This window comes from Mucilaginibacter sp. NFX135, from assembly GCF_048565145.1.
GTDB lineage: Bacteria > Bacteroidota > Bacteroidia > Sphingobacteriales > Sphingobacteriaceae > Mucilaginibacter.
The window spans coordinates 5,976,420-5,991,175 of the sequence record NZ_CP183412.1; the positions used below are offsets into that span (position 1 = coordinate 5,976,420).

The 14,756-nt window shown below is 40.4% G+C and carries 12 protein-coding genes; all 12 read right to left on the minus strand.

The features are described 5' to 3' along the window. Positions 1-21 precede the first annotated feature (21 nt). The 12 genes from ACNURT_RS24985 to nuoL all read right to left on the minus strand — a co-directional run bounded on the left by ACNURT_RS24985 (position 22) and on the right by nuoL (position 14,663). Complete coding sequence (locus ACNURT_RS24985) at positions 22-1,428, minus strand: RagB/SusD family nutrient uptake outer membrane protein (RefSeq protein ID WP_419699952.1); 1,407 nt, start codon at positions 1,426-1,428, stop codon at positions 22-24. Positions 1,429-1,443: 15 nt separating this feature from the next. Then, positions 1,444-4,503, minus strand: a complete 3,060-nt coding sequence (locus ACNURT_RS24990) for a SusC/RagA family TonB-linked outer membrane protein (protein WP_419699953.1) — start codon at positions 4,501-4,503, stop codon at positions 1,444-1,446. A 126-nt stretch (positions 4,504-4,629) separates the two neighbouring features. Continuing rightward, on the minus strand, positions 4,630-5,127 hold the full coding sequence (locus tag ACNURT_RS24995; RefSeq protein ID WP_419699954.1) for a biotin/lipoyl-containing protein: 498 nt from the start codon (positions 5,125-5,127) through the stop codon (positions 4,630-4,632). A gap of 112 nt (positions 5,128-5,239) precedes the next feature. Beyond that, positions 5,240-5,854, minus strand: coding sequence for a DUF4159 domain-containing protein (locus tag ACNURT_RS25000; protein WP_419702146.1), 615 nt, complete (start codon positions 5,852-5,854; stop codon positions 5,240-5,242). Between the two features lie 44 nt (positions 5,855-5,898). Further along, the gene (locus tag ACNURT_RS25005; protein ID WP_419699955.1) at positions 5,899-6,609 is read right to left on the minus strand and encodes a 16S rRNA (uracil(1498)-N(3))-methyltransferase; all 711 of its coding nucleotides are present in this window, start codon (positions 6,607-6,609) and stop codon (positions 5,899-5,901) included. Between the two features lie 97 nt (positions 6,610-6,706). Then, on the minus strand, positions 6,707-8,047 hold the full coding sequence (locus ACNURT_RS25010; protein ID WP_370997113.1) for a hemolysin family protein: 1,341 nt from the start codon (positions 8,045-8,047) through the stop codon (positions 6,707-6,709). Between the two features lie 7 nt (positions 8,048-8,054). Beyond that, complete coding sequence (locus tag ACNURT_RS25015; protein WP_370997112.1) at positions 8,055-8,600, minus strand: inorganic diphosphatase; 546 nt, start codon at positions 8,598-8,600, stop codon at positions 8,055-8,057. Positions 8,601-8,619: 19 nt separating this feature from the next. Further along, positions 8,620-9,261: a DedA family protein gene (locus ACNURT_RS25020; RefSeq protein WP_370997111.1), complete on the minus strand. Its 642-nt coding sequence runs from the start codon at positions 9,259-9,261 to the stop codon at positions 8,620-8,622. 57 nt (positions 9,262-9,318) lie between these two features. Beyond that, positions 9,319-10,695, minus strand: coding sequence for an NADH-quinone oxidoreductase subunit N (locus ACNURT_RS25025; RefSeq protein ID WP_419699956.1), 1,377 nt, complete (start codon positions 10,693-10,695; stop codon positions 9,319-9,321). A gap of 121 nt (positions 10,696-10,816) precedes the next feature. Continuing rightward, complete coding sequence (locus tag ACNURT_RS25030) at positions 10,817-11,056, minus strand: four helix bundle protein (protein WP_419702147.1); 240 nt, start codon at positions 11,054-11,056, stop codon at positions 10,817-10,819. Between the two features lie 194 nt (positions 11,057-11,250). Next, a complete protein-coding gene (locus ACNURT_RS25035) occupies positions 11,251-12,723 on the minus strand; it encodes a complex I subunit 4 family protein (protein ID WP_419699957.1) in 1,473 nt (490 codons plus the stop codon). 23 nt (positions 12,724-12,746) lie between these two features. Then, positions 12,747-14,663, minus strand: coding sequence for an NADH-quinone oxidoreductase subunit L (gene nuoL / locus ACNURT_RS25040; protein ID WP_419699958.1), 1,917 nt, complete (start codon positions 14,661-14,663; stop codon positions 12,747-12,749). Positions 14,664-14,756 lie beyond the last annotated feature (93 nt).

Below are 14,756 nucleotides of genomic sequence, written 5' to 3' on the forward strand. Positions count from 1 at the left end.
CTTTTGGTTTATGGAAGGCTTTTATTGATAACCTTCGTTTTGCGTTAAATTGGGATTTGCATCCCGTTCACGTTTAGGTATCGGAAATATCAATTTTGGTGAGTTCCATTGAAAAGCTTCTACCGGGTTGCCATCGCCATCTATGGAATGAGTTTCTTCTTTGTAACGCTTTAAATCACCCAATCTAAATCCTTCAAAAGGAAGCTCAACGCGCCGTTCCTGTTTCACTGCCGCAAACAAATCGTCCTTCGTGGTAGCGGTTGTATTGGCCAATTTCGCCCTGTTTCGTATAACATTTATATCATCTGCAGCTCCTGCCAGATCTGGAGTAGCCTTTAGGAGCCTTGCCTCGGCCCTGATCAGGTAGATCTCTGCTAAACGAATAGTAATTACATTACCAAAGGAGTTATTAAACTTAGATGTAAAAACGTCATAGAATTCATTGGCACGATCATCACCTGCTTCATAACGCGCCAAATGCTGATCAAAAATAATCGTTTCTCCACGGCCTGCAAAATCAGAACTTGCATAAACTTCATTTAACGCGTTAAATCCCGACTGCGGCGAAATTTGAATTGCAAATATATCTTCGGCTGAGTTAAATACACGTGTAGCTTGCGGTGGATGCTGAAACTCATCAGCGAAGTTTTTTACCAGCTCAAAAAGCCCACTGCTAATGATCTTTGTGGCTTCTGTTTCTGCCAGATCATATTTTCCTTGAGTAAGGTAAATTCTTGCCAATACAGCCGATGCACAAGAAGAGTTTGCCGTTGGTGGATTACTACCTGCAAGGGGCAGATTTGCTTCCGCAGTAGTTAAATCAGCAATTGCCTGGGCGTATATCTCGGCAACAGTGTTCCTTTTAGGTTTTTGTATTCCTGCTATTGTTGTTGTTGGTGTTAATACTAACGGTACCGCCAGGTTGGTTGTTGGAGAGCCATTAACATCGTTCCATGCTCTACCAAATGCACGGGCAAGGTCAAAATAAGTCATCCCGCGTAAAAATTTTGCTTCACCCTCAACCTCTGCCCTGCCTGTAGCTTCTACCAGGTTCAAATTAGCCAAAACAGTATTACAAACACCAATGGTATTAAAGCCAGCATTCCATACCCCCTCAACAAAACCATTATTAATAGTTACCGTTTTATTATCCAGTTCGGTATAGTCAGAGAAAGTTCCCTGGTATTGAAAATCACCATCATCTGCTAAGAAATCGGTTGTTGCCTGTAATCTGCCACCATAAAGCCCACTTAAACCTGCCGCTGTATACGCTCCAACAAGTACACCTTTTACATCTTTTGCTGTTTTCAAAGCCAGATCCGATTCAACCGAATTTTGAGGTTTGATATCTAATTGCTTTTGACAGCCGGAGCTATATAGCATTGCTAAAGTACTTAATGCTATTATTGAATATTTTATTTTTTTCATCTTCTTCAGCTTAAATTAAAATCCCACGTTAATACCAAAAGTTATTGTTTTAGCCTGCGGGGCTGCATAAAAGTCATAGTTTTGAGTAATGTTGCCAGAAAACGCATCAGAATTTAGCTCCGGATCCCAACCTTTATATTTGGTCCATGTGGCTAAATTCGTTGCTTGTGCATAAATTCTCAAACTATGTAATTTGATTTTCTCCAATACCGCTTTTGGGAAGTTATATCCTAAAACAATATTCTTTAAACGCAGGTATGATCCATCGCTTAAATATCTTGAGCTTGGTGACACACCGTTATTACCAAATAAACGAGCCTCTGGCACCATAGTAATATCACCAGGTTTTTTCCATGACTGAAGCTGATCAATAGTTTGGTTATCAGCTCCATTATTAAATCCTACAGACATATATTGACCGCCTCCGTTATAGATCTGGTCACCATTTACTTCCTGCAGTAAAAAGCTAAAATCAACCCCTTTATAGGTTATAGTATTATTTAAACCAGCAATAAATTTAGGATTAGGATTACCAACAACCACCGGATTTGCCTTGTTGTAATCATTTGTAGTCTCTTTATTTAGTTTTCCCCCTCCCAAGTCATTATTTTTATAATATAGTGCGTCTCCAGTAGCTGGATCAACACCGGCAAATTGTACCGTATAAAATATACCCAAAGGCTGACCCTCAACTGCACGGTTCACCGCATCGCCACTTCCTGTTATAACCTGGCCCTTTAAGTCCGTAATTTTATTTCGGTTTACTGAGAAGTTAAAGCTGGTTGTCCAGGTTAGTTCTTTACCTACAATATTTTTTGAATCTATCTGCAATTCAAAGCCTTTGTTTTGCAATTTACCAAGGTTTTGGGTTATGGTTGTAAAACCAGATGTGGCTGGTACTTGTACATTCAGCAACAGGTCCTTAGTTTTCTTCAAATAAACGTCAAATTGTCCGGATAAGCGTCCGTTAAAGAAACCGACATCTAAACCGATATCTGATTGAGCAGTAGTTTCCCATTTCAAATCGGGATTAGGTAACTGGGTTGGCCTGGAACCGGCAATACCAGCATAGCCAAATTCTGAAAACAATCCGCGTGAAGGAAAATTGCCGATCTCGGAGTTACCGGTTAAGCCATAACTCGCCCTTAACTTCAATTGAGATACGAGTTGTTGCTGTTTCATAAAGCTCTCCTCTGAAATAATCCAGCCCACTGAACCTGCCGGGAAGAAACCATACCGGTGATTAGCACCAAATCTTGATGATCCATCAATACGTCCACTTAATGTTAAAAGATATTTTTCATCGTATTTATAGTTCACTCGACTGAAATAAGATAGTAAAGAATAAGCGGTTGAAGTTGATGAGCCGGCCGTAATATTAGCCGAACTATTTAGTTTTTTATAAGCATCACTCGGAAACTGCTGACCTGTAATGGAGTTAAGGTCATTTTGTTGCCGCTGATAAGTCATACCACCAACAGCATTAATATTATTCTTGCCAAAATCCTTAATAAATTGTAAAAAGTTATTGGTATTGAAATTCACAGATGTTACAGATGAGTTAAAACCCGATCCGTTTGGCGTGCCTGAGTTACGGGATGTTAAACTGCCCGAGTAATTGTCTTCGCTTGAGTTAAGTATATCTACTCCCACTTCTGAGCGGAAACTTAATGACGGAAGTAATTTTACCTGTGCAAAAACATTGCCGAGATTTCTGTAATCAGTTGTATTAAAATAGCTGTTTTCGGCATTTAACAATGGATTAAAATATATAGGAAAACTGGCGTTGGGAAGACCCGTAGCCGGATCAAGCGCACCACTTGTTAAACCAGTACGCGGGTCAATAACCGGCGTAATTGGCGATAATGCAACAATTTGTTCTGGGGTAGAAAATTGATCATCATTAGACAAACGATAGTTTTTTGTACGCGACACACTCAAATTTGCGCCCACCTCTAACCATTTGTTAGCTTGGTTGCTGATATTAGTTCTTAAGCTATACTGATTAATCGCGTTACCGATCAGAAATCCTTTTTGATTATTATATGTACCTGATATATAAAATTTTGTTTTTTCGTTACCGCCAGACAGTACCAGGTTATAGTTTTGTACTGGTGCATGTTGGGTTATTTCTTTCTGCCAGTCGGTGTTTACTGCATAAGTTTTATAATTATCACTGCCAGCGGCATATCTCTGCAATCTCGCAGCAATAGACGCGGTGGAATACCCTCCTGCTATACCTGCAGCAGTTAACGCTGTAACATATTGCTGGGCATTTAAAAATTCACGATCATGGGTTGGCTTACTAAAACCATAATATTGATTATAGGTTACTTTTGTATCGCCGGCCTTACCTTTTTTGGTAGTTACCAAAACCACGCCATTGGATGCTCTTGAACCATAAATTGCAGCTGCAGAGGCGTCTTTTAATATATCAATGGATTCAATGTCATTTTGGTTAAGATCCACCAGCGGATTAGTTGATGCGCCATTGGTTGAAAAATCGTCGACGGTTATAGGCAAACCATCAACTACGTATAAAGGCTGGTTACCTGCCGATACCGATGAAGCGCCACGAATACGTACCTGAATACCCTGGCCCAACTTACCATTTTGCGCTTGTATGTAAACACCCGGTGTTCTACCCTGTATAGCCGATTCTAAACTGGGTACAGGGATGTTTTCGATATCGGCACCTTTAATTTTTGATATAGACCCGGTTAACGATTGCTTGCTCTGTGTACCGTAACCAACAACCACAACTTCGGTAAGTTGTTTTGAGTCTGATATTAGTTGCACATTCAATGGCTTGCTACCGATAGGTGATTCGGTATCTTTAAATCCAAGAAATTTAAAAACCAGCACCTTTGCAGTAGCCGGAACCGTAAGGCTGTATGTTCCATTTACACCGGTTTGAGTGCCCGTTCCCTGGGCTCCCTTCACAGTTACACTTACTCCCGGTAAGGGCGAACCGTCTTTCTGATCTGTTACTTTACCTGTAATAACACGGCTTTGTGCCAAACCAAATGTAATACAAGAAAATAACAACAAAATTGTTAGTAAATTTTTCTTCATATAGTGAATATTAAGTTAAGAAAAGTAAGCTAATAAAAATTGGCCGCAAAAACAATAAGAATCCCAAAAAAGCGTTGCTTTTGTTGCAATTCATATCAAATAATGCACGAAAAGTAAGTGAGATTATTAAAATCCTATCAGAATTTGTCCTTTTTCCACTTTATCTCCGGCTTTTACTTTTATGCTTTTTATAGCAACATCAGCCGGCGATTTGATGATATTTTCCATTTTCATGGCTTCCAACACCAACAGATTATCGCCTTTTTTAACTTCGTCACCTTCAGAAACAAAAACTTTAAGTACCATGCCCGGCATCGGAGCTTTTATTTCGCTTACCCGGGCGCTGTTCAAACTACTTAAGCCTAATTTATCCAACAATACATCAAATTGATCTTTGGCGGTTATAGTATAAGTATTGGCATTTATTTTAATCTCGGCAGTTTTATCAGAGCTGTTAAAACTCACCACTTCTACACGGTATGATCTGTTGTTTTCAATAACGTGGTATGTTCCAGCCCCAATAGGTTTAATATCAGCCTCAATTTTGGTATTGTTTATCAACAGGCTCTCACCGGTCCTGCTAACTTCAATATCATGCCGATTATTTATCTTGAGTTGATACATACGTTTTGGGTATTTAAGAAATAAAGTAGTTAAAGCTGTTTTTAGGAAACAACCATTATAAAATTATCAATTTTATCGTCAATAACAATTATACAAAACACCATCTGGCGGTTTATTGTGTAAATATATATTGGATAAGATTTGCGCCCATTTTCAAGGCTTTTAAGCGGGCTTCCTGGGTATCGCCGGCATAGGTGCCATAATCTTCCCAGCCATTGCCCAAATCGCACTCATAGGTATAAAAACATACCAGTCTACCTTTATAAATAAGCCCGAAGCCCTGCGCTCGTTTACCATCGTGTTCATGAATTTTAGGCAGGCCATTTGGAAAGGGATATTTTTGATGATAGATGGGGTGGTTAACCGGTAATTCCACAAAATCAAGCTCCGGGAAAACCTTTTTCATCTGCGGACGGATAAATTTATCAAAACCGTAATTATCATCGATATGCAAAAAGCCACCGCCGGTTAAATACTTGCGCAGATTGCGTGCCTCCTGATCAGTAAATATCACGTTACCATGACCGGTCATAAAGGTAAATGGATAATTAAACAAAGAAGCGCTGCCAACTTCTACTACGTCATCATCGGCCTCAAAATTCGTTTTCAAATTTTCGTTGCAAAATTTAATCAGGTTAGGCAATGCAGTCCGATCGCCGTACCAGTCGCCGCCCCCATTATATTTAAGCCGTGCAATTTTGTACGCAGGGTTACTAAAACCGCTCATAACGATGACGGCAGCAATTGCAAAACAAAAATTTTTAGCTGTTTTCATACACGGTTTAAAAAGTTCACCTCAAAACAGGCTTCAAGCGCTGCCGTTTCGGTACGCAGACGGCTTTCACCTAAAGTTATGGGTTTAAAACCGTTTTGCAAAGCGCTTTCAATTTCGGCAGGGGTAAAATCACCTTCGGGGCCTATCAATACCAGGTAGCGGCCCTGTAATTGTAATTCATTACGCAGGGTAAGTTTCTCACCGGGTTCGCAGTGGGCTATAAACTTTTGTCCACTAAAGGGGCGTGTCAACAGCTCATTTAGCTTCACGGGTTCATTCAAAAGCGGGTGGTAAGCTTTGAGGGATTGCTTTATTGCGGCGGTAATGATCTTGTTGAGCCGATCGGTCTTAGCTTCTTTGCGTTCTGACCGCTGACTGATGAACAATGATATCTCATCGATACCGATCTCAGTGGCTTTTTCTAAAAACCATTCCAGGCGTTCTATATTTTTGGTAGGGGCTACTGCCAAATGCAGGTAATGGTTACGTTTATTAAAATCTATTGTAACCGAAGTGATGTTTAGTATAGTGCGCTTGGGATGCGCATCCTGTATAACCGCGGTATAAAAGCCACCCCGGCCATCAATCAGTTGTACCTGGCTACCGGCCTCCAGCCGTAATACACGGATAGCATGCTTGCTTTCTTCTTCACTAAGAAAATACTGCGGGTGCGAGGGTGCTATATCGGGTGTATAGAAAAGGTGCATTTATTTAGTATCAAGTAGTTAGTATCAAGTATCACGACAGCTGCATTTGCTTCAGGTAGCTTAAAAGATCTTGATACTAACTACTTGATACTTGTTATTAATGTAAATCTACCGTATCTTCTTCATTGATCAGCAACTCTAACTTAACTGATTCAATATTTTGATCGGATTTACGCAACACGGTAATATTATATCCGTTTGATTCCTTTTGTTCGCCTACGTCAGGGATCTTACCGAATATATCTCCCAGCCATCCAGATACAGTATCAAAGTCGCCATCTTCAGGAAGATCATGAGGCAAATGTTCATTCACATCATATATAGGTGCAAGCGCATTCACGATAAATTCCCGGTCGTTCACTTTTTCAACAATAGGCTTTTCCTCATCGTACTCGTCCTGTATCTCACCCACCAGTTCTTCTACAATATCCTCCAACGTAACCATACCCGCGGTGCCGCCAAATTCATCCAGCACAATGGCTATCTGAATCCGTTTTTGCTGCAGCTCGGCCATCAGATCGTTGATCTTCTTGGTTTCAGGAATAAAATAGGGCTTGCGGATAATATTTTTCAGGACGATCTCCTCATTGCGGGCCAGCAGTGGTAAAATATCTTTGGCGTGTACAATTCCAATGATCTTGTCGATCACATCATCATAAACAGGCATACGCGAATATCCCTCGGTGATGATCATATCCAGCAATTCCTCTTTGGTAGAACTGATGTCAATGCCTGATATTTTTGTACGGGGCACCATGATGTTCTTAACCACACGCTCATTAAAATCAAACACGTTCTGTATCAACTCATGTTCGTTTGAATCCAAAGCGCCCGATTCTTTTCCTTGTTCAAGCAGATATTGCAATTCCTCGGAACTATGGTGGGCCTCCCCACCTTCCAAAGTATTAATACCTAAAAGCTTCAAAATAAAATTAGCGAACCCATTTAACAACCATATCAAGGGTTTGAAAAACACAAAGAAAAACCTAAGCGGAAGAGAAACTGTCAGCACGGTACGTACGGATTTTTGAATGGCTATTGATTTGGGGGCAAGCTCACCAAACACAATATGTAATACCGTAATAGCGGTAAAAGCTAAAATATGACTGGCAGTAATAAAACCACTGGAAAGCGTTATCCCAATGGACAGAAAGCCCCTGATCACAATATTAGTGGCTACTTCTTCGCCCACAACACCCAATGCCAGTGATGCTATGGTAATACCTAACTGTGTTGCAGCCAGGTAACCATCCAAATTGTGCAATATACCACGCGCAACCTTGGCAACCCCGCTTCCCGATTTAGCTTTTATTTCAATTTGTGAGCCCCGTACCCTTACCATGGCAAACTCCGCGGCTACAAAAAAGCCGTTGAGCAAAACCAGTAACACGGTTGCAATTAAATAAAGGGGGCTTATTTCGTAATGCGCGGGGTCCATCTATTAATTATTGCGTAACAGGAAAAGTAGTCTTATACAATTCCAAACTTTCTTGTATCACTTTATGTGCGTAACGAACACCAAGCAAATGCTCGATGGTTACGTTTTTACCTTCCAGTTTTTTGTAATCTTTAAAGAAACGAACGATCTCGGTCATGGCATGCGGAGGCAGCTCATTCAAGTCGTTGATATAATTTACCGACATATCATTTTTGGCTACTGCAATGATCTTATCATCCTGCTCACCATTATCAACCATGTGCATCACACCTACAACTTTAGCCTCGATGATCGACATCGGGAATACGTCAATAGAGCATAACACCAGGATGTCCAACGGATCTTTATCATCACAATAAGTTTGCGGGATAAAACCATAGTTTGCCGGGTACATTACCGAAGAAAATAAAACACGATCAAGCTTTAATAAACCTGAATCTTTATCAATTTCATATTTGGCTTTTGAACCTTTAGGGATTTCGATGATCGCATTAACAATTTCAGGGATATTTTCGCCAGGAGAAACCTGGTGCCATGGGTGTTGTGTACTCATTTAGTATATTCTATTTATATTATTTATTTTCTTTTGCTTCTAATATTTTCTTTCTTACATAAGCTACTATCAACGGAATAGAAGTAGCTATGATCAATCCTAAAACAATGTATTGCAGATAATCTTTTAACTGCGGAAAGCGTTTCCCCAGAAAAAAGCCGCTCAGGGTAAATGCGCATACCCAGGTTACACTGCCTATGAAGTTAAATAAAGTAAATCTCTTTATATCAACCTTTACTACACCTGCAAATATAGGGGCAAATGTTCTAACTATAGGGAAAAATCTGCCTAAAATCAATGCCATGCCGCCATACTTATTATAAAACTCGCTGGCCAGGGTTACGTATCGTTTTTTAAAGAACAGGGAATCATTCTTATTGAACAATACCGGTCCCGTTCGATATCCGAACCAATAGCCGGCAAAGTTACCTAATACTCCGGCACCAATAAGCGATAAAACCAATGTGGATATAGTTACATCAACCTTCCCCGCTGCGCACAGCAGGCCTGCCATGAACAGCAGATAATCTCCCGGTAAAAAAAAACCAAAAAACAGGCCGGTTTCAGCAAACACAACAACAAGCAAGAGATAAAAGCCCCCCCTGCTTATAATGGATTGAGCGTCCGTTAAATTTTGAAGGTATTCCCAAAAACTTTCCATTCACTATATCTGTAAAACTACAAATATTAAATCAATTTGCAGTTATCCAGTTATTGATTAAATGAACCTGGCAATAAAATCCGGATAAACACCGATAAGAATAGTTACCAGCGCCGAAATGATAAATACTATTTTATAGTAGGCAGGTACCACCAGCTCGGTACGATCTGCTGTACGAAAATACATGGCGATAATAACCCGGAAATAATAAAAAATACTAATAATGGCGTTTACTACCGCTATAATAACCAACCAAACATGGTATTTGGCCAATGCTCCGGAAAACATGAAGAACTTACCCATAAAGCCCGCAGTGAGCGGTATACCCGCCAGCGAAAGCATGGCAATAGTTAATACCAATGCCAGGAAGGGGTTACTTTTTGCCAGACCGTTAAAGCTTTCAAAATTATCGCTGCCACTTTGCTGCTGTACCAGTATCAAACTGCCAAAAGCAATGATCGAAGCTATAGAATATGCCGTTGCATAAATAAATACCGAATTAGCAGAGCCTGAGCCTAAAGCTACAATAGCAAAAAGCAGGTAACCCGCGTGTGATATGCTCGAAAAAGCCAGCATGCGTTTAAAGCTTTGCTGATACAGGGCGGTGATGTTACCGATAAACAAAGTAATAACAGTGATAACCAATATGACAGGTACCCAAAAATCAGACAATGGCGCAAAACAGGCCGAGAACAGGCGCAAGAAAGCGGCAAAGCCCGCGGTTTTAACTACGGTTGACATGAACGCCGTGATCAGCGTTGGTGCGCCTTCGTACACGTCTGGTGTCCAGAAGTGGAAAGGGGCAGCGCCTACTTTAAAGCAAAGACCAACAATGATCAGCGCTATGCCGGTGTAAAACATTGGGTCGGCATGTGAATGGGCCAAAACCCAGTCGCGGATCACTTCCAGGCTAAATGAACCTGTTGTGCCATACAATAATGTGATACCAAACAACAGGAAGCCTGTTGAAAAAGCCCCCATCAAAAAGTATTTTAAAGCCGCCTCGTTCGATGCAAAATCGCTTTTCTTGATCCCTGCCAGTATGTATAAGCTTACTGACATGATCTCGATACCGATAAACAGCATCACCAGATTATAGAAGGATACCATCACAATGATACCAGCCAATGAAAACAGAATAATAGCGTAGTACTCGGCCACGTGTTTACTTATCCTGTCAAAATATCCTTTTGATAACATCAGGATAAGTATAGTCGCAATAATGGTGATCCCCGAAAACGCGATAGCAAAATTATCAAACATCATCATACCATGGTATATAGGCAAGGCAACATTATTCCATTGGGCAATGGCTAAACCTAAGGCCGCCAGCAAACCAATAATAGTAACCGGTAATAATGATTTTGTAGCCTTATACAAGCCGAGGTACAAAAGCACTATTGGTAAAACAGATATGATGATTAAAGTATTCATTTATGTGAAATTCTAAATCTAAAATTCTAAGCCCTAAATCCTAATTTCTAAGCTCTAAATCCTAAGCCTTAAATCTTAATTTCTAAGCTCTAAATTTGAACTTTTTAGTTGTGATTATTTTTTAATTAGTGTTTTTCAATTTTTCAAGTATCGCTCCAAAAATTTTCATCAATTCCGTTGCTTCCTGAATTAACGAATCTCTTTTTAGTGCCTGCGGTTCATTTACGTCAATCAATTTGAGCCACAATATACTTTCTTTTGCTTCCTTCCGGCAAATCTTTACCCGGTGTGAAAAATCATTACGGCTAAAACTCTCATTAGCTTCAATAAAGTTTGCCGCTACTGAGCCAGACGAACGAATAAGCTGCTATAATATTCAACGTTATGTATATTTCTATCTATTGTTTTTAAAAATTCTTTACAACTATTAGCAAAGTCAAATGTCCTGCTCTCTAAGTTATATTTCTTGACACTATTTCCTTCAGTATCCATTCCAAAGCTTAAAATTTAATCATCCTCTTTTTAGAATTTAGAAATTAGGGCTTAGAATTTTCTTTAATAAGTTTTAATGTTTATAGTATGTATTAAATTATTAACAGCAGCCTCTGATATATGTAGGATAGGATGCGGGTAAACACCTATTGCGATGATCAGCACGCAAATAATACATAAGGTTAGTTTTTCAGATCCGCTAATGTCAGTAAAAGTAGCGGTTAGCTCGTTGGTTTCGCCCTGCATTACATTTTTGTACATGCGCAGCATATATACCGCGCCAAAAATGATAGTTAAACCGGCAACTGCTCCCAATGCAATATTGAAATAATGATAGGCGCTGTACTCAAACACGCCGTTAAGCAGTAAAAACTCGCCCACAAAGCCATTGGTTAAAGGTAAACCTACCGTACCCAATACTATAATTAAAAAAGCGATGGAAAATTTTGGGGCAACTTTGGCAATACCGCCAAGCTGGCTAATATCGCGGGTATTTAACCTCCGGCTAATGATATCCCAGATAAAGAACATACCTACCACGTTGATCCCGTGGCTAAGCATTTGGATCATAGCTCCCTGAACACCTATCGATGTCCAGGCAAATATACCGGCGGCTATTAAGCCAACGTGTGCTATAGATGAGTATGCCACTAAGCGTTTACCGTCTTTTTGATTAAAGGCGATCAGTGAAGCATATATAATACCGATCACTGCCAGTATCATGACCAGGGCTTGCCAATGTGCAAAGCCAAGTGGTGCATTTGGTATTAACCAGCGGATAACACCATAGATACCCATTTTAAGCATAATACCCGATAACAGCATGGTACCCGCTGTAGGCGCTTCGGTATAAGTATCTGGCTGCCAGGTATGGAACGGGAACAAAGGCATTTTAATAGCGAAGGCCAGGAAAAATGCCCAGAACACCAGCGACTGATGTTTGGCATCTAAACCTATGCGGTAAAACTCATGGATATCATAGGTTTTGCCCGGCGATTGCAGGTACAGGTAAATGATACCTACCAGCATAAATAACGAACCGGCAAACGTGTATATAAAAAACTTAATGGTAATGCGGATGCGGTTTTCGCCACCCCACAGGGCGCATATAAAATAGATCGGAATAAGCGCTGCTTCCCAGCCTACGTAGAACAAAAATCCATCTAAAGCGGTAAATACAACCAGCAGGCCAGCCTGCATAAATAATATCAACCCATAAAAAGCACCTTCATTGTTATGTTTGTGCTGGTAGGTTGATAAAATAATAAGTGGTACAAGCAGTGTGGTTAACAATACCATCACCATGCTGATACCATCAATACCGGCACTAAAGTAAATCCCAAATTTAGGTATCCATGGAACATCGATAGCAAACTGGGTACTTGCATCGGGTATAAACTTGCTTAAAAATAAGCCGGCAATTACCAGTTCGGCAACTGAGAAAAATAATGCAGCGTGCTTAGCGGTCCCATTTTTTAATAAGGCTACTATAACTGCGGCAACTACTGGTAAAAATATTAATATACTAACGGTCATGTTATATGGTAAACGCTTATCGTTTATATTTTAGTTAATCCAAATATGCTATACGCCAATACAGCAATAATTCCAAGTACCATAATAAATATGTAGAAACCAACATTACCGGTTTGCAGTAAACGCAAACCTTTACTGGTTTCAATAGTACCCTTGCCTAATCCGTTCACCAAACCATCAATACCCAGGCGTTCCACAACGTTATAAAAGAAAGTGGACAGAAAATCCAAAGGTTTACGGATAATGAGATCATACAGCTCATCGATATAAAATTTGTTGTAGGATATGCTGGTCAATGCCGGGCGCTCCTCGGTATCTGCAACCGGCAAACTGTTATTCTTAGCGTATTTGATATAGGCATATATCCAGGCGATTGCTGCCACAACTACAGAAATAATCATTAATAGTTTTTCTGTACCGGCCTCTAAATGATGCTCGCCCAAAATAGCATTTGATTTCTCGAACACTGGTGCCAGGAAATGCTCCAGCTCATGGTGGCCACCTAAAACTTCGGGCACACCAATCATACCGCCAATCATCGAAAGAATAGCCAGTACAATCAACGGGATGGTGATGGTTGCCGGCGACTCATGTACATGATGTTCCTGCTCATGTGTACCACGGATCTTTCCGTAAAAAGTAAGATACAGCATCCGGAACATATAGAATGAAGTTAGCATGGCGGTAAATACACCGATCACATAAAATGTGGTGCTGTGTGCATAAGTATGAGCCAGAATTTCGTCTTTTGAAAAGAAGCCGGAGAATGGCGGGATACCAGATATAGCGATGGTACCTATGAGCATGGTGGCAAAGGTTATTTTGATCTTACCTTTCAGTCCGCCCATTTTTCGCATATCCTGCTCGCCGCTCATAGCGTGGATCACGGAGCCTGCACCCAGGAACAATAATGCTTTGAAGAAAGCGTGTGTTAATACGTGGAAGAAAGCACCCGTGTAAGCGCCAACACCCAAACCTAAAAACATATACCCCAATTGCGATACGGTTGAATAGGCCAATACCTTTTTAATATCTGTTTGTGTTAAGGCAATTAATGCAGCAAACAATGCTGTTGCCAAACCAATGATAGCTACCAACTCCATAGTAAACGGAGACAGGGTATAGAAAATGTTGGAACGGGCTATCATGTAAATACCGGCAGTAACCATGGTGGCCGCATGTATCAGTGCCGATACCGGCGTTGGACCGGCCATTGCATCGGGTAGCCAGGTAAACAATGGCAATTGCGCCGATTTACCTACAGCGCCCACAAAAAGCAGCAGCGTTATAGCCGTTAAAGGTACTGCCTGACTGGTAGTTAAAGTAGCCGCTTTAGGGAATATGATAGCAAAATCAATGCTGCCAAATATATGGATGATCAAAAATACACCTAACAAAAAGCCAAGATCACCTATACGGTTCATGACAAAGGCTTTCTTCGCAGCATCGGCATAACTTGGATTGGTATACCAGAAACCGATAAGGAGGTATGAGCATAAACCTACACCTTCCCAACCGATAAACATGATGAGGTAATTGGAACCCATCACCAGTAAAAGCATAAAGAACACGAACAGATTCAGGTAAGCAAAGAATTTACCAAAACCAGTATCATCGTGCATATAACCTATTGAATACAAATGGATCAGGAAACCTACACCTGTAATGATCAGCAGCATAATGGCACTTAACTGGTCGACCAAAAACGCAAAATGAATTTTAAGCTCACCAACAGAGATCCAGTCGAAATAAGTAACATTAATGGGGTGACCGCTTGATTTGATCTGGAAAAAAACAGCCAGACTTAAACCAAAAGACACCAGCACCAGCAGGCTGCCAATAAAGCCAATTACGTTTTTTGATAATGAATTGCGGCCAAGTCCGTTAATAATAAAACCGGCTAACGGTAATATAGGAATAAGCCAGATGTATTGATTCATGTTTTATACGTTGTACGTTTTATGTTGTACGTGATACGTTAATTTTCTACGTAACGCGTTTATATTTTTATAGATCGTAAATCCGAAATCGAA

What these genes read in the sequence shown, in the direction of transcription:
- ACNURT_RS24985 (WP_419699952.1), bottom strand. Translation starts at nt 1,428, where the DNA reads ATGAAAAAAATAAAATATTCAATAATAGCATTAAGTACTTTAGCAATG.
- ACNURT_RS24990 (WP_419699953.1), bottom strand. Translation starts at nt 4,503, where the DNA reads ATGAAGAAAAATTTACTAACAATTTTGTTGTTATTTTCTTGTATTACA.
- ACNURT_RS24995 (WP_419699954.1), bottom strand. Translation starts at nt 5,127, where the DNA reads ATGTATCAACTCAAGATAAATAATCGGCATGATATTGAAGTTAGCAGG.
- ACNURT_RS25000 (WP_419702146.1), bottom strand. Translation starts at nt 5,854, where the DNA reads ATGAGCGGTTTTAGTAACCCTGCGTACAAAATTGCACGGCTTAAATAT.
- ACNURT_RS25005 (WP_419699955.1), bottom strand. Translation starts at nt 6,609, where the DNA reads ATGCACCTTTTCTATACACCCGATATAGCACCCTCGCACCCGCAGTAT.
- ACNURT_RS25010 (WP_370997113.1), bottom strand. Translation starts at nt 8,047, where the DNA reads ATGGACCCCGCGCATTACGAAATAAGCCCCCTTTATTTAATTGCAACC.
- ACNURT_RS25015 (WP_370997112.1), bottom strand. Translation starts at nt 8,600, where the DNA reads ATGAGTACACAACACCCATGGCACCAGGTTTCTCCTGGCGAAAATATC.
- ACNURT_RS25020 (WP_370997111.1), bottom strand. Translation starts at nt 9,261, where the DNA reads ATGGAAAGTTTTTGGGAATACCTTCAAAATTTAACGGACGCTCAATCC.
- ACNURT_RS25025 (WP_419699956.1), bottom strand. Translation starts at nt 10,695, where the DNA reads ATGAATACTTTAATCATCATATCTGTTTTACCAATAGTGCTTTTGTAC.
- ACNURT_RS25035 (WP_419699957.1), bottom strand. Translation starts at nt 12,723, where the DNA reads ATGACCGTTAGTATATTAATATTTTTACCAGTAGTTGCCGCAGTTATA.
- nuoL (WP_419699958.1), bottom strand. Translation starts at nt 14,663, where the DNA reads ATGAATCAATACATCTGGCTTATTCCTATATTACCGTTAGCCGGTTTT.